At 70.0% G+C, this 22,517-nt stretch carries 26 protein-coding genes, 2 tRNA genes and 1 pseudogene; 15 read left to right on the top strand and 14 right to left on the bottom strand.

Annotation, left to right across the window (positions count from 1 at the left end; all coding sequences use genetic code 11):
- Positions 1 to 16 precede the first annotated feature (16 nt).
- Positions 17 to 808: a potassium channel family protein gene (locus ACLQ3B_RS05415; protein WP_425777861.1), complete on the bottom strand. Its 792-nt coding sequence runs from the start codon at positions 806 to 808 to the stop codon at positions 17 to 19.
- A 48-nt stretch (positions 809 to 856) separates the two neighbouring features.
- Here ACLQ3B_RS05415 and ACLQ3B_RS05410 point away from each other — a divergent pair, with 48 nt between their 5' ends.
- The 3 genes from ACLQ3B_RS05410 (at position 857) to ACLQ3B_RS05400 (ending at position 2,648) form a co-directional block, all read left to right on the top strand.
- Positions 857 to 1,399, top strand: a complete 543-nt coding sequence (locus ACLQ3B_RS05410; protein ID WP_425777859.1) for a MarR family winged helix-turn-helix transcriptional regulator — start codon at positions 857 to 859, stop codon at positions 1,397 to 1,399.
- Between the two features lie 75 nt (positions 1,400 to 1,474).
- The gene (locus tag ACLQ3B_RS05405) at positions 1,475 to 1,831 is read left to right on the top strand and encodes an STAS domain-containing protein (protein WP_425777858.1); all 357 of its coding nucleotides are present in this window, start codon (positions 1,475 to 1,477) and stop codon (positions 1,829 to 1,831) included.
- A 16-nt stretch (positions 1,832 to 1,847) separates the two neighbouring features.
- On the top strand, positions 1,848 to 2,648 hold the full coding sequence (locus ACLQ3B_RS05400) for an ATP-binding protein (RefSeq protein ID WP_425777857.1): 801 nt from the start codon (positions 1,848 to 1,850) through the stop codon (positions 2,646 to 2,648).
- Here the strand turns inward: ACLQ3B_RS05400 and ACLQ3B_RS05395 are convergent.
- Both ACLQ3B_RS05395 and ACLQ3B_RS05390 read right to left on the bottom strand, forming a co-directional pair.
- Complete coding sequence (locus ACLQ3B_RS05395) at positions 2,580 to 3,827, bottom strand: cation:proton antiporter (protein WP_425777856.1); 1,248 nt, start codon at positions 3,825 to 3,827, stop codon at positions 2,580 to 2,582. The two genes, ACLQ3B_RS05400 and ACLQ3B_RS05395, sit on opposite strands and share 69 nt — an antisense overlap.
- A gap of 137 nt (positions 3,828 to 3,964) precedes the next feature.
- A complete protein-coding gene (locus tag ACLQ3B_RS05390) occupies positions 3,965 to 4,315 on the bottom strand; it encodes a YetF domain-containing protein (RefSeq protein ID WP_425777855.1) in 351 nt (116 codons plus the stop codon).
- A 414-nt stretch (positions 4,316 to 4,729) separates the two neighbouring features.
- Between ACLQ3B_RS05390 and ACLQ3B_RS05385 the strand changes: the two genes are divergently transcribed.
- Positions 4,730 to 5,158 carry a hypothetical protein gene (locus ACLQ3B_RS05385; RefSeq protein WP_425777853.1) on the top strand — a complete coding sequence of 143 codons (429 nt, stop codon included), beginning with the start codon at positions 4,730 to 4,732 and terminating at the stop codon, positions 5,156 to 5,158.
- 172 nt (positions 5,159 to 5,330) lie between these two features.
- A complete protein-coding gene (locus tag ACLQ3B_RS05380; protein WP_425777851.1) occupies positions 5,331 to 6,260 on the top strand; it encodes a mechanosensitive ion channel family protein in 930 nt (309 codons plus the stop codon).
- A gap of 100 nt (positions 6,261 to 6,360) precedes the next feature.
- Here ACLQ3B_RS05380 and ACLQ3B_RS05375 read toward each other — a convergent pair whose 3' ends face one another.
- Entirely contained in the window at positions 6,361 to 6,486 is a 126-nt protein-coding gene (locus ACLQ3B_RS05375; RefSeq protein WP_425777849.1) for a hypothetical protein, read from the bottom strand.
- A 131-nt stretch (positions 6,487 to 6,617) separates the two neighbouring features.
- On the opposite strand from ACLQ3B_RS05375, the gene ACLQ3B_RS05370 reads away from it, so the two are divergent.
- Positions 6,618 to 7,826 carry a DUF2254 domain-containing protein gene (locus ACLQ3B_RS05370; RefSeq protein WP_425777847.1) on the top strand — a complete coding sequence of 403 codons (1,209 nt, stop codon included), beginning with the start codon at positions 6,618 to 6,620 and terminating at the stop codon, positions 7,824 to 7,826.
- Positions 7,827 to 7,882: 56 nt separating this feature from the next.
- On the opposite strand, the gene ACLQ3B_RS05365 is transcribed toward ACLQ3B_RS05370, so the two are convergent.
- From ACLQ3B_RS05365 to ACLQ3B_RS05350, 4 genes are all read right to left on the bottom strand, one after another.
- Positions 7,883 to 8,314 (bottom strand): hypothetical protein, encoded by a 432-nt coding sequence (locus ACLQ3B_RS05365; protein ID WP_425777845.1) that lies wholly within the window; start codon positions 8,312 to 8,314, stop codon positions 7,883 to 7,885.
- Between the two features lie 146 nt (positions 8,315 to 8,460).
- On the bottom strand, positions 8,461 to 9,153 hold the full coding sequence (locus tag ACLQ3B_RS05360; protein WP_425777843.1) for a class I SAM-dependent methyltransferase: 693 nt from the start codon (positions 9,151 to 9,153) through the stop codon (positions 8,461 to 8,463).
- Positions 9,150 to 9,950 (bottom strand): TIGR04282 family arsenosugar biosynthesis glycosyltransferase, encoded by an 801-nt coding sequence (locus ACLQ3B_RS05355; protein ID WP_425777842.1) that lies wholly within the window; start codon positions 9,948 to 9,950, stop codon positions 9,150 to 9,152. Before ACLQ3B_RS05355 ends, ACLQ3B_RS05360 begins: the two co-directional genes overlap by 4 nt.
- The gene (locus ACLQ3B_RS05350; RefSeq protein ID WP_425777840.1) at positions 9,947 to 10,621 is read right to left on the bottom strand and encodes a glycosyltransferase family 2 protein; all 675 of its coding nucleotides are present in this window, start codon (positions 10,619 to 10,621) and stop codon (positions 9,947 to 9,949) included. The genes ACLQ3B_RS05355 and ACLQ3B_RS05350 overlap by 4 nt, the downstream gene beginning before the upstream one ends.
- A 145-nt stretch (positions 10,622 to 10,766) precedes the next feature.
- Between ACLQ3B_RS05350 and ACLQ3B_RS05345 the strand changes: the two genes are divergently transcribed.
- Entirely contained in the window at positions 10,767 to 12,167 is a 1,401-nt protein-coding gene (locus ACLQ3B_RS05345) for a hypothetical protein (RefSeq protein ID WP_425777838.1), read from the top strand.
- A gap of 17 nt (positions 12,168 to 12,184) precedes the next feature.
- Here ACLQ3B_RS05345 and ACLQ3B_RS05340 read toward each other — a convergent pair whose 3' ends face one another.
- Positions 12,185 to 13,246 carry an NAD-dependent epimerase/dehydratase family protein gene (locus ACLQ3B_RS05340; protein ID WP_425777836.1) on the bottom strand — a complete coding sequence of 354 codons (1,062 nt, stop codon included), beginning with the start codon at positions 13,244 to 13,246 and terminating at the stop codon, positions 12,185 to 12,187.
- A gap of 117 nt (positions 13,247 to 13,363) precedes the next feature.
- On the opposite strand from ACLQ3B_RS05340, the gene ACLQ3B_RS05335 reads away from it, so the two are divergent.
- From ACLQ3B_RS05335 to ACLQ3B_RS05320, 4 genes are all read left to right on the top strand, one after another.
- On the top strand, positions 13,364 to 14,731 hold the full coding sequence (locus ACLQ3B_RS05335) for a molybdopterin-dependent oxidoreductase (protein WP_425777834.1): 1,368 nt from the start codon (positions 13,364 to 13,366) through the stop codon (positions 14,729 to 14,731).
- Complete coding sequence (locus ACLQ3B_RS05330; RefSeq protein WP_425777832.1) at positions 14,724 to 15,260, top strand: hypothetical protein; 537 nt, start codon at positions 14,724 to 14,726, stop codon at positions 15,258 to 15,260. The genes ACLQ3B_RS05335 and ACLQ3B_RS05330 overlap by 8 nt, the downstream gene beginning before the upstream one ends.
- Before the next feature lie 40 nt (positions 15,261 to 15,300).
- Positions 15,301 to 16,122, top strand: coding sequence for an S-methyl-5'-thioadenosine phosphorylase (locus tag ACLQ3B_RS05325; protein WP_425777830.1), 822 nt, complete (start codon positions 15,301 to 15,303; stop codon positions 16,120 to 16,122).
- Between the two features lie 577 nt (positions 16,123 to 16,699).
- Positions 16,700 to 16,999 (top strand): hypothetical protein, encoded by a 300-nt coding sequence (locus ACLQ3B_RS05320; protein ID WP_425777828.1) that lies wholly within the window; start codon positions 16,700 to 16,702, stop codon positions 16,997 to 16,999.
- Positions 17,000 to 17,218: 219 nt separating this feature from the next.
- Here ACLQ3B_RS05320 and ACLQ3B_RS05315 read toward each other — a convergent pair whose 3' ends face one another.
- The 4 genes from ACLQ3B_RS05315 to ACLQ3B_RS05300 all read right to left on the bottom strand — a co-directional run bounded on the left by ACLQ3B_RS05315 (position 17,219) and on the right by ACLQ3B_RS05300 (position 20,624).
- Positions 17,219 to 18,514, bottom strand: coding sequence for an MFS transporter (locus tag ACLQ3B_RS05315; protein WP_425777827.1), 1,296 nt, complete (start codon positions 18,512 to 18,514; stop codon positions 17,219 to 17,221).
- Between the two features lie 458 nt (positions 18,515 to 18,972).
- Positions 18,973 to 19,044, bottom strand: a tRNA-Pro gene (locus ACLQ3B_RS05310).
- Between the two features lie 10 nt (positions 19,045 to 19,054).
- Positions 19,055 to 19,125, bottom strand: a tRNA-Asn gene (locus tag ACLQ3B_RS05305).
- 20 nt (positions 19,126 to 19,145) lie between these two features.
- A complete protein-coding gene (locus ACLQ3B_RS05300; RefSeq protein WP_425777825.1) occupies positions 19,146 to 20,624 on the bottom strand; it encodes a hypothetical protein in 1,479 nt (492 codons plus the stop codon).
- A 37-nt stretch (positions 20,625 to 20,661) separates the two neighbouring features.
- On the opposite strand from ACLQ3B_RS05300, the gene ACLQ3B_RS05295 reads away from it, so the two are divergent.
- The gene (locus ACLQ3B_RS05295; RefSeq protein ID WP_425777823.1) at positions 20,662 to 21,132 is read left to right on the top strand and encodes a CbrC family protein; all 471 of its coding nucleotides are present in this window, start codon (positions 20,662 to 20,664) and stop codon (positions 21,130 to 21,132) included.
- Positions 21,133 to 21,157: 25 nt separating this feature from the next.
- Here the strand turns inward: ACLQ3B_RS05295 and ACLQ3B_RS05290 are convergent, their stop codons facing one another.
- Positions 21,158 to 21,517 carry a VOC family protein gene (locus ACLQ3B_RS05290; protein WP_357816434.1) on the bottom strand — a complete coding sequence of 120 codons (360 nt, stop codon included), beginning with the start codon at positions 21,515 to 21,517 and terminating at the stop codon, positions 21,158 to 21,160.
- 65 nt (positions 21,518 to 21,582) lie between these two features.
- On the opposite strand from ACLQ3B_RS05290, the pseudogene ACLQ3B_RS05285 reads away from it, so the two are divergent.
- The 3 genes and pseudogenes from ACLQ3B_RS05285 to ACLQ3B_RS05275 form a co-directional block, all read left to right on the top strand.
- Positions 21,583 to 21,852 (top strand): annotated as a pseudogene (locus ACLQ3B_RS05285) (transposase); the annotation flags it as partial.
- A 34-nt stretch (positions 21,853 to 21,886) separates the two neighbouring features.
- Positions 21,887 to 22,039, top strand: a complete 153-nt coding sequence (locus tag ACLQ3B_RS05280) for a hypothetical protein (RefSeq protein WP_425777821.1) — start codon at positions 21,887 to 21,889, stop codon at positions 22,037 to 22,039.
- A 23-nt stretch (positions 22,040 to 22,062) separates the two neighbouring features.
- Complete coding sequence (locus ACLQ3B_RS05275) at positions 22,063 to 22,440, top strand: Imm32 family immunity protein (protein WP_425777819.1); 378 nt, start codon at positions 22,063 to 22,065, stop codon at positions 22,438 to 22,440.
- The last annotated feature ends 77 nt before the right edge of the window (positions 22,441 to 22,517 follow it).

The raw sequence follows: 22,517 nt of genomic DNA, 5'->3' as shown, positions 1-22,517 counted from the left end.
CCTGCCCTCGCCGCGCTCAGCCGGAGGGTTGGGCCGCATGGCTCCGCCGATCCGGATCGTCGCCGGCCGGCGATGTCTCCGGGGCGAGCTGTCGACGTAGCGCCGCGATCTCCGCGCGCAAGGCGGCGATGTCGTCGGCGGTCGCCGCGGCGGTGCCGCCCTTCTGGGAGACCCGATCCACGATCCAGGTTGCCAGTGAGCCGGTGACGAAACCGATCAGGCCGATGCCGCCGATCATGAGCCCCAACGCGACGAACCGACCCGTCCCCGTGACCGGAAAGTGATCACCGTAGCCGACAGTCGTGATGGTCACCGTCGCCCACCACAAGGCGTCATCGAACGACGTGATGTTGCTGCCGGCGGCGGACCGTTCCGCGTCCAGCACCGCCAGCGCGGATACCAGCACCAGCAGCATGGTGGTGGCGCCCACGTAGACGGCGAGCCGGCCACGTGCCCACGACTCCGCGCGTCTGCTCAGGCTCAGGACCACGGTGATCAGTCTCAGGGCGCGCAGCGGACGCAGGACGGGGAGCGCCAGAACCGCTAGGTCGAAGAGGTGACCCCGCAGGAAACGCCGCCGGGCTCTGGTCAGGCTCAGCCGCACCACGAAGTCGACCCAGAACGTCAGCCAGATCAGGATGGTCGTCGACTCGCACACCCGGAGCCAGGATTCCGCCAGGCCGGGTCGCAGGATCGGCGCCGCGTAGACCACGAGGAACAGGACCGACAGGCCGGTCAACGGGAGTGCCGTCAGCCGCTCCCACCGCGCGGCCCGATCGACCGGCAGCGCTTCAGTCCTCACCCGCATGAACGGCCCACCCGACGATTATGCGTGCACCCGTGCAATCATTTCTGGGTGAAACTGTACGGGGAAGGCGGCACCGCGTCGACCGCAGCCGAGGATCAGCTGGTCGACGGCCTGTCTGCGCTGGCCCGCACCCTGGTGGGGATCACCGCCCGAACGCTGGGGTCGGTGGACGCCGAGGTCACCCTGCCGCAGTACCGGACACTTGTCGTTCTCGCGTCCCGCGCTCCGCTGCGCACCGTGGATCTCGCGTCCCTGTTGGGGGTGCATCCGTCGACGGCGACGAGAACATGCAATCGCCTGGTACGGCGGGAATTGGTGGCCCGACGTCAGCAACCCGATGACCGGCGGGTCGCCTGGTTGAGCCTCACAGAGGGCGGTAAAACGCTCGTGGGCGATGTCATGCGACGCCGGACCGCCGAAATCCGACGCCTCCTGAGCGTCGCCGACGCCGAACGCCGACGGACACCCGCCGAGCTGATCAACTCTCTGGTGATCGCCGCCGGAGAGCCCACCGAAGAGCTGTGGTGGCAGCACTGGGAACAGTCAGCGTCGGCACCTGACGACGGGAGTCATCGAGCAGGTACCGTTTAGCCCTGAGGTTACCTGCAGCCATGCAGGTAACGTGGCGTGCCGTAGAGGCGTTGGCTCAGGAGGTGACGGAAGTCCGTGTTCAGCATCCGGTCCTCCGGTGCGGGGCTCGCGCCGAGGACCCTCCACCTCTCCGGAGAACTGGACATGGCCGTCTCAGGCCATCTGCGCGACGCGGTGGAGCGCACGCTCGCGGCGACCTCAACGCAGTGGCTGATCGTCGATCTTCAGGACACCACACTGATCGACTCCGGCGCGGTGAAGGAGTTTGTCGACGTCCACCGGTTCGCCGCCCGGCAGGGGCGGGTCCTCATCCTGCGCAACGCCAACGGAATCGTCGCCGAGGTGCTCCGGGTCACCGGGGTGGCGGCGACGCTCGGGCGTCCCGCCAACCGGCCGGCCGGCACGATCTACGGCTCGCCGACGGGCAGATGACCTTCCCGTGGCACGAATGAGATGGACCGTCCTTCGCGACTTCGAGAGTGGGAGCACCCGGATCACCCTCGCCGGCGGCCTCACCCCGGATGCGGAACCACACCTTGCCGCCCTGCTGCTCGCGGGTGCCCTGGACGCCCCGCTGACCCTCGTGGTCGACCTCGACGCGCTCACGACGGCGGACATCGTCCCGATCGGCGCGTTCCTCGCCCGGTGGGCCACCGACCACACCGACGGGCCGGAGCTGGCGGTGTCGGCCAATCCGCTGACTCCCCCGGGACGCCTGCTGCGCGCCACACTCGGTCAGCACGCGATCCTCGGGACAGCTCTGCTCGGACACCCCGCCGAACGTGCGCCGATCTCTGCGTACCGCGCGCACCTGCGACTGCCCGCCGACGCGCGGTCGCCCGCCGCTGCCCGCCGGCTCGTCGCCCGGCAGTGTGACGCCTGGGGCATGCAGGTGGTGGCCGACCGAGCGATGGTCATCGCCTCGGAGCTGGTCAGCAACGTCGTCCAACACGCCGGAACCGACCTGGACATCACCGTCGCCGACGTGGCAGGTTCGCTGAGGATCAGCGTCCGGGACCGCGACGGCGAGACACCCGACTCCACCACCCCGGCCCTCCCTCGTCAGGTCACCGAAGGTGGTCGCGGCCTGCCGATCATCGCCGCCCTCACCACCGACTGGGGCTTCTTCCCCTTCGGCGACGGCAAGACCGTCTGGGCCGCGATCGACAGCCCCAACGCATCACCCGTCGGCGGACGAGCTGTCCCGATCTCGCCGCCTCGGCCGCAACGGTCGGCGGACCCGGTGTAGCACGCCGAACCAGGCGGGCGCCTCCCGCGACTCGTCGAACGCCCGCGCGATCACCACGTCGGTCGACGAGTGCAACAAGATGGAAATCACGATTGTCAGGGCGACGAGGTGGAACACCTCGTCCCCGGCGGCGATGCCGGACTCCAGGACCAGCAGCCCGTAGACGACGGAGGCGAAGCCCTTCGGCCCGAACCACATCGCGGCGGCCTGCTCCCTGGCGCCGAGCCCGGAGCGTAGGAACGAGATCCACAACGCGACCGGGCGGGCCACGAAGATGGCCAGCACCGCAAACGCCCAGCCGGTCCATGAGATCTCGCCCAGGAACCGCACCGAGATCAGCGCGCCGAAGACCAGCAGCGCGGCGAGTTTCAACAGCTCGGCGATGTTCTCCCCGAAATGCTCGAACGCCGCCCGTTCTCTCGGCCCGAACGTGGCCACGGTGATCCCGGCGGCGAACGCCGCCAGGAACAGATTGCCGTGCGTGATCTTGCCCAACGCCAACACGAGCAGCCCGATCGCCACCCCGTTCAACGGCGCGTACGCAGCGGACGCCGCAAGCCAGCGGGTCCGCTCCAGGGCGATTGCCAGCAGTGGCACCAGCACACCGATGAGCAGGCCCACCGCCAGTTCGCTGGCGATCTTTCCGAGGTGCAGGTCGTCGGAACCTGCGGCGACAGCCAGGAGCACCACCACGAACGGGAGGGCCAGCCCGTCGTTGACGCCGGACTCCACGTTGAGCAGATGCCGCAGCCGGGCCGGCACCTTGTCATTGCCCACCAGCGCAGCCGCGAACACCGGGTCGGTGGGGGCCAGGACAGCGCCGATCAGCAGCGCCTCCGGCCAGCCCAGGCCAGCGACGAAGTGAGCCAGGAGCGCCGTGATCAGCAAGGTGAGCGGCAGGCCCCAACCCAGCGCCCGGCCGGGCAGCCGCCACGCCGAACGCAGGTCCGCCCACCCGACCCGCATCCCATCGGTGAACAGCACCGCGAACAGGGCAAGCTCCGCGAGTTGCGCCACAATCGGGGAATCGGAGTGCAGGTGCAGCAGCCCGGTGGTGTCCTCGCCAAGGATGAACCCGGCAACCAGGAACAGCGCCGCGGTGGACAGGATGGTGCGGTGGGCCAGCGCCGAGAGCAGCACCGCCACCAGAAGGACAACGGCGAACGACAACAACAGCATCGGTCACGCTCCACAGACGTGCGTCATCACGATGCCGGCCAGACCTCGCGGTGCCCACTGGTTCCGAATGATCATAGCGTCGGAGGTGCACGGCCCCGGCGGCCATCAGGAGCGGCGCCCAGCACCCGTGGGCTCATCTAGCCCGCAGGGTCGAGCACGTCGTCGAGGCTGCTGGCGTCACCAATTTTGTCGCGCCGAATGACGCTGAGGCTTCCGTCCGACTCCAGCACGACCGCGGCCAACTCGGTGAGTTCCCCGGCACCGTGGCTGCGGGCCGCCTGCCGGATCTCGCTCTCCGCGACCCGCGCCCGCCGCAGGGCGGCGTGCCGCACCTGCCCGTTGCGCACCAGCATCGTCGGACGCGCCTTGAGCAGCCGTTGCGACGGCGGCCGGCGTGGCCACTGCCGTCCGATCTCCCCGACGCCGTCAGATCCCTGGCGGATGCCGTCCGGCAACTGCGCCGCGAGACGCGGGCCGACAAACCCCACGACCAGACTCGACGACACGCCCTGTGGGCGGCGGAGGCAGCCGGGCGAGCCACCGCTTCGGGGCTGCGCGACTTCGGTGTCACCACGACAACACAGGTTCGCGCGACGGCTAGCGACCTGCCGCGGGCCACGGGCTGCTCGGTGGCCGAGGCGAACCGGCAGGTCCGACACACGGCGCGAAACGCTGCCTAGCTGGTCGGGCCTTCGGGCGATGACCGCCGCCGATGGGTCGGGCCATCCGATACGGTCCGGCCGTCCGCCAGCTCGCAGCGAGCCCGGCCTGTCGGCTCGGGCTCGCTGCGGCGATGCCCGTTGAGGTCGATCGTCACCAAAGCGTCACGGTTTCGGGGTGGTGCCGCCACATCCCAGGGAACTTTGGTGCTGAGGCGGTACGACGGAGCGGAGGAACCACCGATGGGCAGAAGGCATGGCCGGGTACGCCCAGCAGCGGCAACGCTCGCGGCGGTGGTCCTGCTCGTTGGGGGCTGCACCGGCGAGCCCGCGGCGCCGCGGCCCAGCCCCGTGCCGACGCCCACCACCGCACCGGGCACCGTCGCGCGGGCGAGAGTGGGCGACCAGCTCACCGTGACCGCGAGCGTCGAGCGGGTCATCACCGACGGCGCGTTCGTCGTCCGCGACGTCGACCTGACCGACGGGACCCTGCTCGTGTTGTCGACGGGCCGGTCGGCGCCTGCCGCGCCGCAGTTGGTGACCGTCGAGGGCACCGTGATCCGCTTCTCCCACCGCGACCTCACCGGCCGCTACCACCTCGGGCCGCCGGGACCGTACCGGGCCTTCGAGGGCGGGCGGGCGCTCGTCGCCCGGGAGCTGACGGTCTGGTGACGATCCCCCACGCGCCGCGGAGAGGTGCACGTCGGATCGTCGAGCCGGGCGCGTTCGGCCGACTCAGCCGCACCTGCCGTTTCCGAGAATCGCTGACAACGGCTGCCTATGGTGAAGCAGACGCGACAGCAACGCACCGACCGGTCGCCGCCGAGGACGATGGGCAAGCAACATGGAGCGGTTCCTGGAGGCACTCTGGGACACGAGCAGCGTGAGCGGTCGCCTCGTGACCAGCGTCGTCCTGATCGTGTTGGCCTTCGTCATCGCCGTCCTGGCCGGGCGCCTGTCCACCCTGCGGGTGAAGGACACCACCAACCGTTACTACCTGCGCAAGGCGACGCACTACCTGACCGTCGTGGTGTTGCTGTTCGCGCTGGCACTGCTGTGGAAGCCGTTCGCCGGCCGGATCGGCCTGGTCGTCGGACTGATCGGCGTCGGTCTCGCGCTGGCCCTGCAGGAGGTCATCGGCGCGTTCGCCGGATGGATCAGCATCATCACCGGCCGGCAGTTCCGCGTCGGTGACCGGATCCAGATGTGCGACGTGCGCGGTGACGTCCTCGAAATAACCCCCCTGCGCACCCGCATCCTGGAAAGTGGTTCGTCCACCGACCCGGAATCGTGGATCCGTGGCCGCCAGTACACCGGCCGGGTGGTCTCGCTGTCGAACCGCTTCGTGTTCTGCACACCCGTCTACAACAGCAGCATGGTCCTGGACCACCTGTGGGAGGAGCTGACCCTGCCCATCCCCTACGAGGCCGACTGGCACCTCGCGGAGAGCATCCTGTGCGAGGAGGCGCAGAACGTTTCCTCTACGGGCGAAGCGCGCAGCGCCATCGACGCGATGCGGCAGCGCTACCCGACTGCCGAGGCGGAGGTCGATCCCCGTGTGTTCGTCCGCGCCACCTCGAACTGGATCGAGCTGTCGGCACGGTTCGTGGTGCCGGTGCGCGGCGCCCGTCAGGTCAAGGACCAGGTCACCCGGCGGGTGCTGGATCGCTTCGCCGACAGCGGCATCCGGGTGGCCTCGGAGACCCAGGACATCACCAGCCACACACCCGACCCGATGAAACCAGCCGCCGTCACCTCGGCCGACCACCGGTAGCGGTCGCCGACGGTCCCTCGCTGTCATCGACCGGAGACCGATGACCGCCGCGCGTACCAGCGACGACCGGGCATGGCGGTAACGCCGTACACCACCGTGCTCACCGCCACCACCAGACTCCCGGCAGCCCACAACCAAGGATCGCCCGGCGAATGACGCTGCCCCAGAACGCCAGCAGCACCCCCAGGACCCCGACCAAGGCGTCACTGAGGTGCAGCGGATACATCCCACGCCGCTACCCGCTCATCCCCGCTTCACACCCTGCCGCACCTGCACACTCGTCGACATCGGCGGACAGCGGGCACGGCGTTCGGGCATCCGCCACGATGACCATGTGACGACGATGAACTGCGCGCCGTGAGCCGGCCCCGTACCGCCGCCGCGCGGCTGGCCGAGATACGGGAGAGCTTCTGGCTGGTGCCGGCGATCTTCTCCATCGGCGCGGTGGTGGCGGCGATCGGTCTGTCGGCGCTGGAGCTGCAGTTGGATCTTCCCTTCGGCGGGGTCGTGCCCAGCGGCCCCGCCGGCGCGCGGTCACTGTTGTCCTCGATCATCACGGCGATGATCTCCTTCACCGCGCTGGTCTTCTCCATCACGGTCGTGGCCCTGCAGCTGGCCAGCAGCCAGTACTCCCCCCGCGTCCTGCGGACCTTCCTGCAGGACCGGATCATCCAGGCGACGCTCGGTACGTTCGTCGCGACGTTCCTGTTCGCCATGGTGGTGCTGGCCGCGCTACCGGACCAGGCGAACCAGGGGCTGCCCGAGCTGTCCCTGGCGGTGTCGATAGCGCTCGTCCTGGTCAGCAGCGCCACGTTCATCTACTACCTGCACCACATCACCACGGTGATGCGGGTGTCCCACATCATCGGTTCCATCGGCGCGCAGACCCGACGGTCGATCGCCGGCCTACCTCCGCCCGACGAACCGCAGGTCGTTGTCCTCGGTGCGGTGACACAGACCGTGCCGGCCTCGGAACCCGGCATGGTCAGCAACGTCGATCTCCCCCTGCTCGCGCGGCTGGCCCGCGAGCACGACTGCGCCGTCACCGTCGTGCCCACGCCGGGTGACTTCGTCGTCGCGGGGGGACCGCTGCTGCGCATCCACCAGGCCGCCGGCGCCACGCCTCGCCCGGTGCCAGTCGAGGCGGCCGAACAGGGCGTGACCATCGGCGTGGAACGCACCCCGGGCCAAGACCTCGGTTTCGGCTTCCGCCAGCTCGCCGACATCGCCGAACGCGCGCTGTCCCCCGGCATCAACGATGTCACCACCGCCGTACGCGCGGTGCAGGAAGCACACGACCTCCTGCGCCGGCTCGCCACCCGCCCCGACCCGACCCACATCGTCCGCGACGACGACGGCACCGTCCGCGCCCAGATGAGAAGCATCTCGTACGACACCATCCTGGCAATGATCATCGATGACGTTCGACTCGTCTCCCGGCAGCAGCCCCGCGTCCAACGCCTGCTGGACTCCGTCGTTCGTGACGTGGCCGCTGTCGCGCTTCCCGTCCACCACGCCGCGATCCGACGTCGGCTACCAACGCCGGCCGCTGACCACCTGCCCTGACGACTCCGAAGCCAACCTCCGTGTGCAGCAGCGAGAGGTTCGACTCGGTCGACCGGTCAGGTGCGCAGCACGTTGGCGTAGATCAGCCAGGCCAGCGCGGACTTGGCCGCAAGGCTGAGCACGATGTACGAAACCTCGCCGTAACGGTAGTCGCGCCATCGACCGCGCTGGGTGTACTGCAGAGCCATGTTGACCGCGAAGCTCGCGAAGACGGACGGCCGCGTGGCCTCAGTGTCCAGCCGCGTGGCCGGGCCGCGGCCCGTAGATGTCCGGCACACTGTCCTGGTCCCGGTCGACCGTCTCCACCTCGCGCACCCGCCGCTAGAAAGGAGTGCAGGCGCGCAGGATGACCGTCGCGAGCAACGCGGACAGCACGAACCGGCGAGCACCGCCACCTTCACGTGGTCGTCACGCTCGCTGCCCAAGTCTGACCGTCGCCCGGCCGTCCTGCCGCACCGCCGGACCTCGGCTAGGTCACGGGCGGGCATGATGCTCCCCGGCGGACCGTGGTGATCACCGGCCGAGTTGTTGCTGGGTCACATCCTTCCCGCCCGCCCTGCGGGCTTCCCCACGGCTGGGCCTGCCGCTACGCCCGGCCAACGGACCGCCGAGCAGACGTTCGCCGGCACCGACCTCACTTCGTTGGGTTGACAGCGCCAGAGCTGTCCGTGTCCAACTCGCCGAACCAGCGACGATCGCGGCGGAACACCTCGCGGACAGTGAGCCCGGCGGCAGCGGCCACCCCTGTGACCGCCGTGGTGTCGAGCCGGGCCCACCGAAACGGCGGCCCGAGGCGCGAACTACCGCAGGCGGCCTGGATGGCCAGTTGGGCCTGGCCGCGCCACAATCCGGGACCCGGTGGTTCGAGTTCGACGAGCACTGTGCCGCCGGGGCGCAGCAGGTCGTGGCACCGGCCGAGGAGGGTGACGGGGTCACCGCCGATGCCGACGTTACCGTCGATCAGGAGCACGTGTGCCCAGCGCCCTTCGGCGGGCAGTGGGGCGAAGACGTCCCTCTGGAGGGCGATTGCGCCTCGGGCTCGGGTCAGGCGGACCGCGTGCGCGGAGATGTCGACTCCGACAGCTGTCAGTCCGGCCCGGGTGAGTGCCAGTGTGAGCCGGCCTGGACCGCAGCCCAGGTCGAGGGTCGGGCCGGTGCACCGGGCGACGAGTGCGGCCACCGCCGGTTCGGCAGGTCCGTGCCACCGACGTACCGGTAGGCGGCTGCGCCAACCGTTGTCGCCGTGTACCAGCCAGTGGTCGTCGGTGCGGTGCCGTAATGCGCTGCCGAATGCCTCGGTCGGTCTGGCCCGTAGGCGACGGCTCATCCTGGGAACCCGGCTGTCAGGCTGCGCTGGATCGCCGCGACCTGGCGCGCGAAGCGGCTGCCGGTAGCGTGCCGCGGCGAATGGGCGGCATCTTCGCCCCCGGACTGCCCGCGCATGACTGCCGCGGCCCGCCCAGGACGACCGTTGGCATTCACGTCGATCGACCATGCTGATGCATCGCCGGGAGTCGACGCGGCCACCGCCAGCACGTCGGGCCACTCGTCGACGTCGCGAAGGAGGGGTAGGGAATCGACGCGCAAGCCCTGCTTGCGCAGGGCCGCGATGGTGTGGTGTCCGGTCAGTGCGGTGGACATCGGCACGGCCGTCAGTACGGCGGCGTGCCGGGGGTTGTGCAGACCCAGGGCCCACCACCCGCCATCGACGGCGGGGCCGAGCACCGCGTCGGTCAGGGTGAGGCGGTGGACGGCGTCGTCGAGGTGCGCCGGCGTGAGCTGTGGCGTGTCCATGCCGATCTGGAGCACCGGTCGACCGGGATAGGCGTCCGCCACGTCGGCGTGGGCGTTGGCGAGACGCTCGCCGAGGTTGGTGCCGCGCTGCGGCAGGATCTGCCAGCCGTCGATCGCGGCGGTCAGGTCGGCGGCTTCTTCGGCGTCGGCCAGCCGACCGGAGAGAGCGAGGACGGGTGTGACGCCGGGTGTGGCGCGTACGGTGTCCAGACTGTCCAGCAATGCTGCGGCGGCGATCCGGGCCGCCTGGACGTGGCTGGCCGGTGGGCAGAGACGGGTCTTCACCGTCCCGGGCACGGGTGCCTTCGCCATCACCAGCAGGACGGTCACCGCGATCGCTCCACAGTGCGCAGGACCCCGGCGAAGTCCCGGGTCGCGCGGAGCGTGCCGCGTACCGAGCCGGAGACCTTCGACCGGGTGCCGGCGGCGCGGTGCGAGTACCGCACGTCGAGTTCGCGGATCCGCCAGCCCGCGGCGGCGGCGCGGATGAGCAGTTCCAACGGGTATCCGAACGCGCGGTCGGTGACTCCGAGGCCGAGCAGCGCTTCGCGGCGGGCCACCCGAATGGGGCTGAGGTCACGCAGCGGTATGCCCCGGTGCCGCAGCAGCGCCGCGACCAGCGCCGTCCCGGCTCGGGCATGCCACGGCCAGACGCCGGCGGCGACGGGCCGACGACGACCGACCACCAGATCGGCCGATCCGCTGGCCACCGGCGCGACAAGAGCCGGGAGTTCGGTGGGATCGAAGGAGCCGTCGGCGTCGAGCACACAAACAAGTGCGGTCTCGGCCGCCTCCAGCCCGCTGTGCACGGCCGCGCCGTAGCCCCGGCGCGCTTCGTGGACGACCCGGGCGCCGTGCCGGGCCGCGACCTCCGGTGAGCCGTCCCGGGAGCCGTTGTCCACCACGATCGCCCGGTAGCCGGGTGGCAGGGCGGTCAGGACGCCGGGTAGTGCTGCGGCTTCGTCGAGGCACGGCAGTACCACGTCGATCGGTGATGGCATAACGGAAACGCTAGGACGCCAAGCCGCCCGAGATAGGCGAAATCGGACCATCAGCATCCTCGCCAGCGTCACTCCCTCATCGAACGGTGGTGTCCTGCCCGTTCCCGCAGCACCGGGCCGGCGATGGCCGTACCGTCCGGTGGTCATGAAAGTGCTCGCGCCCCTGCGGCGGGGACCGGAGGTGCCCGCCCGACGCGTCGACGCCGACCTGGTGGTGCTCGGCGTCGAGGTCGCGTTGGTCGCCACCGCGGTGGCGGTGGGGCTGCTGCTCAACGCGCGCGGTGTCGGTCTGCACGCCGACGCCGCGCCGCTGTACGCCACCTGGCGTCCACACCTGGGTTGGGGCACCCCGGCCGCGCTTCTGGTCGCCGCCGGGGTGCTCGGCTGGGGCGTCCGATGGTCCCGCACCGCCGGGTGGGGACAGCTGCTGGTCGCGGCCTATCTCGTGACGGTCGCATGGACGATGTCGTTGGCGCTGGTGGACGGCTGGTCGGCCGGCTTCACCCGGCGACTCACCGCGCAGGCCGAATACCTGCACGAGGTGCCCCGGGTCACCGACATCACCACCATGCTGGCCGGCTTCAACGCCCGGATTCTCGACTTCCAGCCGGAGGCGTGGTCCACCCACACCGCCGGCCATCCACCGGGGGCGCTACTGGTCTTCGTCGGGTTGGACCGGATCGGCCTCGGCGGTCCCACCGTCGCTGCCCTCGCATGTGTGCTGGTGGGAGCGACGGTGACCGTGTCGGTGCCGGTGACGCTGCGGGCACTCGGCGCGGAGGAAGCAGCCCGCCGTGTGCTGCCGTTCCTGGTGCTGCTGCCCGGCGCGGTCTGGGTGGGAGTCTCGGCCGATGGCATCTTCACCGGGGTGGTCGCGGCGGGGCTGGCCCTGCTGGCGGTGCGCGGACTGGTCGCCGCCGCGGTCGGGGGCCTGTTGCTCGGCTTCGCCCTCTACCTGTCGTACGGCTTCGTGCTGGTCGGCGTTCTGGCCCTGGCGGTGGTGGCGCTGCGGCTGCGGGACCGGTGGCCGGCGTTGCTCGCGGCACTGGCCGGGCTCGGCACGGTGGTGGCCGCGTTCACCCTGGCCGGCTTCTGGTGGCTGGACGGCTACCACCTGGTGGTGGAGCGGTATCACCAGGGCTGGGCCGCGGATCGCCCGTACGGCTACTGGGTGTGGGCGAACCTGGCCGCGCTTCTGCTCTGCGCCGGCCCGGTGCTCGGGCCCGCGCTGCGCCGGACCGCGCTCGCGTCGGCCGGTCCGGCGCGGACCCTTGCGATGCGATGGCGCGGGCCGGACCGCGCCGGGATAATCGCCCTGCGGCAAGCTGGGCCCACGGTGCTGCTGCCGCTGGCCGCCGTGCTGGCGGTCGGCGCGGCTGACCTGTCCGGGCTGAGCAAGGCCGAGGTGGAACGGATCTGGCTACCGTTCGTGGTCTGGCTGCTGGTGGCCGCCGCCCACCTGCCACCGCCCGCCCAACGGCTCTGGCTGGCCGGGCAGGTGGTCACCGCCCTCGCGGTCAGCCACCTGCTGTGGACGGTCTCCTGATCCGCAGGGCGACGGCCTCAGGCGGCGAGGGCAGCCGGTTCCCGGAGCGGATCCGTGGCGAAGGCGGCCACACCCTCGTCGAACCCGACCCGGGCGGTGTAGCCGAGCAGCTCCGCCGCCCGTCGGGGGTCGGCGACCACGTGTCGGACGTCGGCCGCCCGGCCGCCGCCGGCGATCAGCGGCGCCGGCCCGGCCATCGCCTCGGCGAGGGCGACGGCCAGCTCACCGACCGTGTGCGGCTCGCCGGAGCAGACGTTGACCGGTACGAGGCCGCGCGGTGGCGCGGCGGTCAACGCCAGCAGGTTGGCCCGGGCGACGTCGGTGACGTGGACGAAGTCGCGTCGCTGCCGGCCGTCCTCCAGAACCCTCGGCGACAGACCCGCCGCCAGTGCGGACCGGAAAATCGAGGCCACTCCCGCGTACGGGGTGTCCCGGGGCATCCGGGGACCGTAGACGTTGTGATAACGCAGTGCCCAGACGCTCCCGCCGGTCTGCCGCGCCCACGCGGCAGCAAGGTGTTCCTGGGCAAGCTTGGTCGCCGCGTACGTGCTTCGCGGCTCGAGTAGCGCGTCCTCGGGCACCAGAGCTGGCGAGAGGGCTCCCAAGCAGTCTGGGCAGGTTGGTTCGTACCGTCCGGCGGCCAGGTCGGCGACGCTGCGAGCGGCGGGCCGAACGGTGCCGTGCGTCGCGCAGACGTACCGACCCTCGCCGTAGACGACCATCGAGCTGGCCAGCACCAGCCGGGTCACGCCGGCCCGGTGCATGGCGGCGAGCAGCACCGCTGTGGCGTAGTCGTTGTGGCTGACGAAGTCGGGTGCGTCGGACGGGTCCAGCCCGTGCCCCACCATCGCCGCCTGGTGACACACCGCGTCCACACCGGCCAGCAGCCGATCCAGCAGGCGGGCGTCCCGGACGTCACCGACCACCGGGTCGTGCCGCCGGAACCACTCGGGGAGTTCCCCGCCGTGCGCCTGCGGCAGCAACGCGTCGAGCGCCACCAGGTCGTGGCCCTCGGCGACGAGCAGGTCGGCGATCTGCGATCCGATGAAACCGGCCGCGCCGGTGAGCAGTACCCGCATCCCGGTGACCGTAGACCGCACTCGGCCGGGGCGCGGTCACTTCACCCGCCTTGCCAGGCGATCGGTATCGCCGGAATGCACCAGATCGGGCACCTGTGGCGTCTAGCGTCCCGGGGTATGGGTGTGACGGACCGGCCGACGGGTTTCCCGCAGCGGTGGTGGCGTGCCCTTGAACGGCACCCTCCACCGGTCCCCGGCCTGGCCGGGGACCGCTGGCGCAGCCCGCTGCGCGGTCCGTGGCTCACCGCCGTCTACGGTGCCGTGCTCCTCGTCGGGCTGCCGCTGGTGATCATCACCGGGCTGCTCGACTACGCCGCGTACGGCCCCCAGTTCGGCCAGGCCCTACCCCGCGAGGTGGGCTGGTTACGGCTGCCGCCGTTCGACTGGCCGACTCGGCCGTCCTGGCTGTTCCGGGTCACCCAGGGGCTGCACGTGACGCTCGGCATCATCCTGATCCCCGTGGTGCTGGGGAAGCTGTGGTCGGTGATCCCGAAGCTCTTCGTCTGGCCGCCGGCCCGCTCCCTGGCCCAGGTGCTGGAACGACTGTCCCTGCTGCTGTTGGTCGGCGGCATCCTGTTCGAGATCGCGACCGGCCTGCTCAACATCCAGTACGCGTACCTGTTCGGCTTCGACTTCTACACCGCGCACTACTTCGGAGCCTGGGTCTTCATCGCGGCGTTCGTGGCACACGTGACGCTGAAGCTGCCCCGGATGGTCAGCGCGCTCCGATCCCGGCCGGCCCTGCGGGACCGCAACCGACCCGGGCAGCACGAGCCCCTGCGAGCTGAGCTGCGTACCCCGCTGGCCGCGACCCGGCCCGAGCCACCCGATCCGGACGACCTGGTGGCCACCGCACCCGGCGCGCCGACGATGAGCCGACGCGGCGCGATAGCCCTGGTCGGTGGTCTGTCCCTGCTGCTCGGCGCCCTCACGATCGGGCAGAGCCTCGACGGTCGCTGGCGCCGCACCGCGCTGCTACTGCCCCGCGGACGTCAGCCCGGCACCGGACCGAACGGCTTCCCGATCAACCGCACCGCCGCGGCGGCAGGCATCCCCAAGGACGAGACCGGGCACCGCTGGCGGTTGACCGTGCGGAGCGGCGATCGCCTCGTCACCCTCGACCGTCCCCGCCTGCTCGCCATGGGCCAGCACACCGCCCGCCTGCCGATCGCCTGCGTGGAGGGGTGGTCGACCCGACAAACCTGGTCCGGTGTACGACTGCGCGACCTCGCCGCCCTGGTCGGTGTGCACGACCCGGCGTCGGCGCAGGTGCGGTCACTGGAGAAAGCCGGGCTGTTCAACCAGGCGATCCTCCAGGCCAACCAGGTGCTCGACGCCGACTCCCTACTCGCTCTACGGGTCAACGGCGCCGACCTCTCGGCCGACCACGGCTTCCCCGCCCGGGTGATCGTCCCCGCCCTGCCCGGCGTGCACTGCACGAAATGGGTCACCGAGATCACCTTCCGGGCCGGCGTCGATGGCTGAGCCTCTCCCCCGATTCCGAGCGGCCTACGGATCGTCCCTCCAGCACCTGGTCCTCCTGATCGTCTGCTTCACCCTCACCGGCTGGGTCGCGCTCCGAATCGCCGAAGAGGCCACGGCTGGCCGAATGCTGCTCTGGTTCGTCGGCGCGGCCGTCGCCCACGACCTCGTCCTCTTTCCGATCTACGCGTCGGCCGACCGGGTGCTGCGCGGCGTGCTCGGGCGTTCCGGCCCCGCCGGCCCGGATGGCCGATCGCCCGCCGCACACCACTCGGTACCGGGCCGCGCGGGGCAGCCGTCACCGTTGAACCACATCCGGGTGCCGGTGCTCGCCAGCGGGCTGCTGTTCCTGGTGTATCTCCCCGGCATCCTGCGGCAGGGCCAGGAAACCTATCTCGCCGCCACCGGTCAGAACCAGCATCCGTACCTGGCCCGCTGGCTGGTAGTCACCGCCGCGCTGTTCCTGGTCAGCGGCGTCTGGTACCTCGTGCGGCAGATCCGCTGGCGACGGGTCGGCGGGTCCGCGCGTTGAACGGGTGATCCCCCGCCGCTGTCCGCAGGAAGGCACGAGCATGACCAGGTACGCGGAACTGCCCCAGGCTGAGGTGGGGGTGATCGGTGGCAGTGGCCTCTACCACCTGGTAGCCGGCGGCACGCCGATCGAGGTCTCCACACCGTACGGCCGCCCGTCCGACCCGGTCACCGTCGGACACGTCGGCGGCCGCACGGTGGCGTTCCTGCCGCGGCACGGCGCCGACCACCGGTTGCCCCCGCACCGCATCAACTACCGGGCCAACCTCTGGGCACTGCGCGCGCTCGGGGTACGCCAGATCCTCGCACCCTGCGCCGTCGGATCCCTCACCACGGCACTGCCCCCCGGGACGCTCGTCCTCCCCGACCAGATGGTCGACCGGACCAGCGGACGTGCCTGCACCTACTTCGACGACGGTGCGGTGCACACGTCGTTCGCCGACCCGTACTGCCCGAACGGACGCACGACTGTCGCCGCCGCCGCCCGTCATGTCGGATACGAACCCGTCGTCGGCGCCACCATGGTGGTGGTGGAAGGCCCACGCTTCTCCACGCGAGCGGAGTCACAGTGGTACGCCCGCCAGGGCTGGCAGCTGATCAACATGACCGGGCACCCAGAAGCGATCCTCGCCCGTGAACTGGAGCTGTGCTACACCCCCATCGCCCTGGTCACCGACCTCGACGCCGGAGTCGACGCGGCCCACGCGGTCAGCCACGCCGAGGTGCTGCGCATCTTCGCCGCGAACGTCGAGCGACTACGTGAGGTGCTCTACCAGGCCATTCCGGCACTGCCGCCCGAACCGTCCACCTGCGCCTGCGGGCGAGGCCACGAGGGCGTCCCGCTCCCGATCACCCTGCCCTGACACACGGTGAAGGACGGGTGAAGGACAAAACAGCTCGCAGCCTGTCGCCAGCGCGGTGGCTGGCTAACGCGCCGAACGCGGGGAAAGGCTCGCACCACCGGCCCTTCCCCGCGCCGTTCGCAGCAGCTGTTCGCCCCCGGGAGCTGCCGTAGGTGCGTCGGGTGCCCGGGCTCGCCGCAGCGACCACAGCGGGAAGGTACTCGGCGACTGTCGGCACGGCAGGCCGGTTACTGCCGGTGAGGTCGGCCGCGGTGACGCCGAGATGCTCGAGCAGCGCTCGGGCGGTGGCAACACGATCGGGATCCGTGGTCATGAGGGCTCTGCGAGGATGCGGGCGTGCAGGTCGGCCAGGACCGCCGTGATGGTGTTTGAGGGGCGCACGAATTGCCCCACCGCCGATGACGCTCAGCACCACTCTGAAGCTCACCCAAGCCTAGCTGCGGTGCTGGCCTCTTCGGACCGCCGAAGAGGGCGAGGGTGGCCGACGATCGCAACCGGGTCAGCGGCCGGCGCGGATGTGGTCGGCGGTCCGTCCTGCGCATGGCCCGGCCCAGGTGGGGAATGGTGCGGCATCTTCGTGCTGGACGTCGCAGCCATCGGCACCCCCTGGATCGGCGGGCACTGCCGTGTGCTCGCCTCCGCCCGCGCCGATGCTCCCTGCAATCTGCGAATCGTCTATCCCAGCGGGCGCACCAGCCACGCGAGAGGACTGGGTGCGGCAACCGCTGATGCCCAGGGGCTGGTCAGGTGGCAGTGGCGCATCGGATCGAGCACCAGGCGCATGCCGGGCGTCAAGATGAGCGCCCATCTGACCCTGGACGGTGCGGAGCATCTCCTCTTCGCAGAGCTCGACGGCGCCACGGATCTGGCGGGATGAATTGGAAGGGCGCCAACCTGCACCCAATCTGCTCCCAGTTGCAAGGCCCCCATGCTTGGCGCCAGCGCTGGCTCCCGCAGCCGCATCGGTCGATGGGAAAGCACGTCCACGATCGCCGCGCCTTCTCAGCGGCGGAACAGTGAGCCGCGGTACATGGCGGTCGACTGATCCTGCTCTGCGAACTGGCGGTGTGGCTGGCCTCGAGGAAGTCCGCCGCCGTCAGGCGCGGGCGGCTGGTTCGGTGGGCTTGGTGGTGCGGCTGTCACTCGGTCCACCGTCGGCTGGCTCGGGCTGCGCTGCGTCGGCAGCGCGGGCGGGGGCCACCACCTGCAGTTGACGGACGTCTCGGCTCGCCAGCATGCCGAGGACGGCGAGCAGCACCAACGCTGCGAGAATCAGCAATGTGTCGCGGGTGCCGATCGCCGCGGAGAGCGGCCCGACCGCTACCTGGCCGAGCGGGATGGCGACCCAGGACCCCAACATGTCGTATGAGTAGACGCGGGCCAGCCGATCGGCCGGGATGTGCTGCGCGATCGATGTGTCCCAGGCCACCGCGTGCTGTTCCACGGCGATGCCGACCGTCGCCGAGGCCGCAACGAGTACGATCATGGTGGGCGCCAAGGCGAGCCCCAACAGTAGGAACGACTCGGCGAACATGCAGGCGACCCCGAGCAGCAGAAGTCGGCGTACCCGGATCCGCAGGGCGATCAGACCGCCCACCACCATTCCGGCGGCCTCCGCCGCCAGCACCACACCCCAGGCACTACGGCCAATCGTCTCGTCCGCGACGGCCGGACCGAGCACGTTCACGCCCCCGGCGAGCGCCGCGTTGAGGAGCATGAAGCCGAGCACCACCACCCAGACCCACGTTCGTCCAGTGAACTCGGTCCAGCCCTCCCGAAGGTCGGCGACTACGCTCCTGCGGGTACGTGTAACCGGCGGAGCGGCGATCCGGAGTCCAGCGAAGGCGGCAGCCGCAATGGCGAAGGTGAGCGAGTCGACGGCGAGTCCCCAGCCAGGCCCAACGGTGGCCACTAGGAGGCCACCGAGTGCAGCGCCGCCGATCATGCTCGCGTTGACGCCGAGCCGGATGATCGCGTTGGCCTGCTGGATCAGCTCCGACGGCACGGTCTGCGGTGTCGCGGCGGCCGAGGCTGGCTGGGCTAGGGCACTCACCATGCCGTTGACCACGCCGAGCGCCAGTATCAGCGGGACCGTCGCGGTGCCGGTCAGCACCAGGGCGGCGACTGCGGCCTGTGTCAGGGTACCCAGTACGTTGGAGCCGACGAGCACCAGCCGGCGCGGGAGACGGTCCGCCACTACGCCGCCGAAGAGCACGAACAGCACCGTTGCCAGCGACCGCACGCCGACCACCAGGCCCAGGTCGCGCACCGAGCCGGTCAGATCGAGTATGGCAAAGGCGAGCGCGATGGGAGCAACGCCGTTACCCAGCATGTTGACCGTCCGGCCAGCAGCCAGGTATCGGAACGCGCCATACCGCAGCGGAGCCAGCATCAGTCCTCCATCCGGAACAGGGCAACGATCAACATGGAGCAGATGCAGCTCGCCGAGGCGATCGGCACCCAGGCCACCCTCGTGGCTGGAGGTTCCATGCCCAGAAGGCAGGTGGTGGAAGGAACACCCGTAAATGATCGGCTCTCAGTGCGGTTCGATCGAGCCATTCTCTCAAGAGCAGAAAGGCGCTGCGGCAGACCCGTTGGCAGCCAACTTCGGCGCACTCATCTCGGCTATGAGCGGGCGCCGCTCGGCTGACGACCGGGACACTCATGGCTGACATCTTCGGGTCGCCGCGCCTGGTTAGCGCACAAGCGGATAGCAGGCGGCGCGTGGTGCAACGACCACGCGTGCGGCGGAGATTCACCGACTACTCGCGGAAGGAACCTGCCGCTCGACGCCGCGGTCGATGTCCGTTTCACGCTGCTCCCCGGTGCACCGGATGGTTGCGGCGGGAGATCCGGTGACCGGGCTCGAACCGGCGTCCTCCCGGTCCCTAGCCGGGTGCTCTACCACTGAGCTACAACGGATCTCCACGCGCACCGACGACTGGGCTCGAACCAGCGTCCACCCGGGTAATAGCCGGGCGCTCTACCACTGAGCTACGACGGACACCGATCATGCTGCCCGATCACCGGCTGGAGTGTCCACCCGGTTCGGGCAAGTCGCTGACCACGACATCCGCTGGAATCAGCGAGGACTCTAGACCGCCTTTGATTTTCCCTCCGGAGAACGCCCCGGCGGCACGCAGCATGGACGCCCACACCGGGTCCACGATCGAGACCCCGTGCACCAACTCGGGCGTCGGCCGGAACGCCCCGACGGCTGCTTGCGCCCTCGGCCCCGACCAACCCGACACGACCGGGTCGACGCCACCGTCGCCGCACGCCGCCTCCACGTCGGCACGGGTGCACGCGGCGGTGCCGTCGAGCACATCCCACGGCAGCGGCAGCCGCGCCCACACGCCGACATCGGGGTGCAGGCCACCGCCGGTCGACCGATGCCACACGGCCAGGTCCGCCGCGATCAACATCATCGACTTACCCGGACAGGAGGCATCCAGCAGCACGAGGCTGCCCGCGGCGTCGAGCGTCGCGATCCACGCCGCCCTCGCGGCGTTGTACGCGCCGCACAACAGGTTCCACGTGGACGAGTCGTTACCCCGCCGCACAATCATGGTCGCCTGGTCGAACTCGCTGGCCGACCACACCCGCTTGAGTAGGGTGGCGATCTGGCGCATCGTCGTCCACCACCGGCCCAGCAGCTCACCACGCTGGGCGTCGGTCAGCTGGGCCAGCACGGACGGCGTCGGATATGCCTGCGCGATCATCCACCAGTCCGTCCCCGAGTCGGCGACGCAGCGTTGGAAGAGCAGGTCTGCGATGTCGTCGTACGGGTTGTCCCGCCCCGCCAGCGTGAACTCTCGGCGCAGCTTGCGTTTGGCGGTCAGGTACGCCACGAAGCACCCGGCCCAGGGATCAGCCAGGAAGGCGCTCCGGTCGATGCTCGCCGAGAACCCGGCCCGCGCGACCATCGTCAATTGCCGCTTGGTCTGCTCGACCGCCAGCCGGTCGGCCTTCGCTGAGAGCCGCTGCGTCACCCGAAACCGCCTGTTGTACTGCCGCTTCGACAACTCGATCCCCACCGCGGCGCGGGCCTCACGGTTCAATCGATCCCGCAGAAAATCCAGCCGAACCGGATCGACCGCACCCAGCGATTCGCTCAGACGGGCCGAGAAATCGAGCAGCGAAGCCGGGTCCTCCGGGTCAACGCCGCCGTGCTGAAGCTCGAACAACCGCACTGCCGCGTCGACCTGACGAGCAGCACCGACCGGCCGCGCGAAGTCCGCCGACATGGAACTCCACCCGTTCCACCGAGCCGCGGCACGGGCCACCCGCCCCAACGCCATCCGCTCACGAAGCCCCAACTGGCCGCCGATGACCCGCAGCACCAGATGAGCGACCTCTTCCGGCCGACGCCGCTCATCCAGCGACCCGTGCAACGCGACCAGCGCATCCTCCGCGGACATCTCGGCGATTGACATGACGGGCATCCTGGCAGGCACGACAAGACCGAAGCAATCCGATTCACCACTGCGCCCTGGCACCACACCCGGGCGTGCCCAACGTCGTTGACATGACGGGCTGGTGACCGAACCGGTGTTTCGATACCACCCTGATCCCTTGGCCACCGGCTCGGCGGTGCGGACTCAGCACGAATGCAGCGTCTGCGGTCAACCTCGGCAAACTCGCTACCGGGGCCGATTTACGGCAGACAACCCGAAAGCCTTTGCCTGCACTGTATTTAACTCCGGGGCGGCTTCCACGGCACTCGGCGTCGTCGCGGCCGCTGCGGATGGCAGCGACATCCTGGACGTGCCTGCCGAGTTCAGCGACGCCGTCGACGTGCCTGACGGCGTCCCACATCACGTCATCGAGCAGATCACTCGCCGGACCCCGGGCTTCACCGGATGGCAGCAAGAGTCATGGCTCTATCGAGGGTGCGGCCCTACCGCCTGCGCGCGGGCGCCAGGGCTGACCGCTTCGAGCCCGCCCAAGACGTCACCACGGAGCAGGCGCTGGTCACCGTGGCGCTGGTGGGATCGGAGTCTCAGCTGAAGGGACCAGATCGCGAGCCAGGAGGTCACACGTCGGCTTCGAGAGCGAAGGTGTTGCCGTCCGGATCCTGGAACCACGCGATACGTCCACCTCCGGCCCGGGCGGTGATCCCCTTGGCGTCGTGCTCGAGCTGCTCGTAGCGAACGAACTCGACGCCGGACGAGGAGAGCTCCTCGACAATCTGGTCGATGTCGTCGACGTACCACGTCGCCAGCGTCGCCGGGGTCTTCCCGGCAGTGACCGACTGGTACACGTTCAACGCCGGCCCGCCACCGGAGCCATAGACGCGGCTTCCGTCGGCGATGGTGGCGCTGGGGCCGGACCGCAACGCCCGCAGGCCCAGCGCGCCTTCGTAAAAGGCCACGGCCTTCTGAATGTCGGACACGGCGACCGAGGTTCTGAGGTGGTACGCGCTCAAGGGCATGAACCACTCTGGCAGGTACCCCACGAATCGTGGCGCCGAACCGACGACCTGTTCCGGTGCCCTTCGATCCGCTGCTGCCACCTCGACCGCCTCGCCGGCACCGGTTCCCGGGCTGCAAGCCCCTCGACGATCGCAAGGTGTTGTGCGGGATCCTGTTTGTGCTCTACACCGCGATCCCGTGGCAGTACCTGCCCCAAGTACTCGGGTTCGGGTCGGGGATGACCTGCTGGCGCCGGTTGCGGGACTGGAACGACGCGGGCGTGTGGCAACGCCTGCACGAAGTCCCGCTCGGCAAGCACCGGACACGGCTCAGGCACCCGACGCTGGGTCGTGGAACAGACCATCGCCTTGCTGCGCTGGTTCCGCCGTCTGCGCGTCCGCTGGGAGATCCGCGACGACATCCACGAAGGCTTCCTCACCCTCGTCTGCGCCATCATCTGCTGGCGCCGACTTCAACACTCAAACCTGAAAGTTGCTAGATAGACGCGGGAGCCTACGGTTGCGGGGTGAAGCTTGACTACTACTCAGCAGCCGAAGGCGTCGACATTGCGGGTACCCGGGCGGACCTTTGTCACCTCGCTGACCTGGTAGCAAGCGGAGGCGAGCTCAGCCTTGCGCCGTCCGCTCACCCGCGGCACCTACGGGGTCTCGTCATCGAAGTGACGCAGGGCCCCGTCGCCATTGCTGTCGACGATCGCAGCTCTCTCACCATCCAGGGTGGCGCGGAAAGCCGGTCGCTCCTCGCCGACCTGCTACGCGAGGTAGCCACCATGGACGGCGGTGGCCACGTTCACCTGGAGTACTTCGAGGGTCATCATCTCCTGGCACCAGACAGCGTGCCGCTCATCGTGAACAGCCCGCATGGCGGAATGCCTCAGCGCTGATCAAGGGATGCCACGGACGAAACCACCCCACAACATCAACTCGTTAGGAGTTGTAAGCCGTCACGGGAGCTCTTGCC

The sequence above is a fragment of the Micromonospora sp. DT53 genome (assembly GCF_049841535.1).
Lineage (GTDB): Bacteria > Actinomycetota > Actinomycetes > Mycobacteriales > Micromonosporaceae > Micromonospora.
Note: the sequence above shows the minus strand (reverse complement) of the source record. Positions and strands in the feature narration are given on the sequence as shown.

Coding starts and splice junctions, on each gene's coding strand:
- ACLQ3B_RS05415 (WP_425777861.1), bottom strand. CDS start 808: ATGCGGGTGAGGACTGAAGCGCTGCCGGTCGATCGGGCCGCGCGGTGG.
- ACLQ3B_RS05400 (WP_425777857.1), top strand. CDS start 1,848: ATGAGATGGACCGTCCTTCGCGACTTCGAGAGTGGGAGCACCCGGATC.
- ACLQ3B_RS05395 (WP_425777856.1), bottom strand. CDS start 3,827: ATGCTGTTGTTGTCGTTCGCCGTTGTCCTTCTGGTGGCGGTGCTGCTC.
- ACLQ3B_RS05385 (WP_425777853.1), top strand. CDS start 4,730: ATGGGCAGAAGGCATGGCCGGGTACGCCCAGCAGCGGCAACGCTCGCG.
- ACLQ3B_RS05380 (WP_425777851.1), top strand. CDS start 5,331: ATGGAGCGGTTCCTGGAGGCACTCTGGGACACGAGCAGCGTGAGCGGT.
- ACLQ3B_RS05375 (WP_425777849.1), bottom strand. CDS start 6,486: ATGTATCCGCTGCACCTCAGTGACGCCTTGGTCGGGGTCCTGGGGGTG.
- ACLQ3B_RS05365 (WP_425777845.1), bottom strand. CDS start 8,314: ATGCCCGCCCGTGACCTAGCCGAGGTCCGGCGGTGCGGCAGGACGGCC.
- ACLQ3B_RS05360 (WP_425777843.1), bottom strand. CDS start 9,153: ATGAGCCGTCGCCTACGGGCCAGACCGACCGAGGCATTCGGCAGCGCA.
- ACLQ3B_RS05350 (WP_425777840.1), bottom strand. CDS start 10,621: ATGCCATCACCGATCGACGTGGTACTGCCGTGCCTCGACGAAGCCGCA.
- ACLQ3B_RS05345 (WP_425777838.1), top strand. CDS start 10,767: ATGAAAGTGCTCGCGCCCCTGCGGCGGGGACCGGAGGTGCCCGCCCGA.
- ACLQ3B_RS05340 (WP_425777836.1), bottom strand. CDS start 13,246: ATGCGGGTACTGCTCACCGGCGCGGCCGGTTTCATCGGATCGCAGATC.
- ACLQ3B_RS05335 (WP_425777834.1), top strand. CDS start 13,364: ATGGGTGTGACGGACCGGCCGACGGGTTTCCCGCAGCGGTGGTGGCGT.
- ACLQ3B_RS05330 (WP_425777832.1), top strand. CDS start 14,724: ATGGCTGAGCCTCTCCCCCGATTCCGAGCGGCCTACGGATCGTCCCTC.
- ACLQ3B_RS05325 (WP_425777830.1), top strand. CDS start 15,301: ATGACCAGGTACGCGGAACTGCCCCAGGCTGAGGTGGGGGTGATCGGT.
- ACLQ3B_RS05315 (WP_425777827.1), bottom strand. CDS start 18,514: ATGCTGGCTCCGCTGCGGTATGGCGCGTTCCGATACCTGGCTGCTGGC.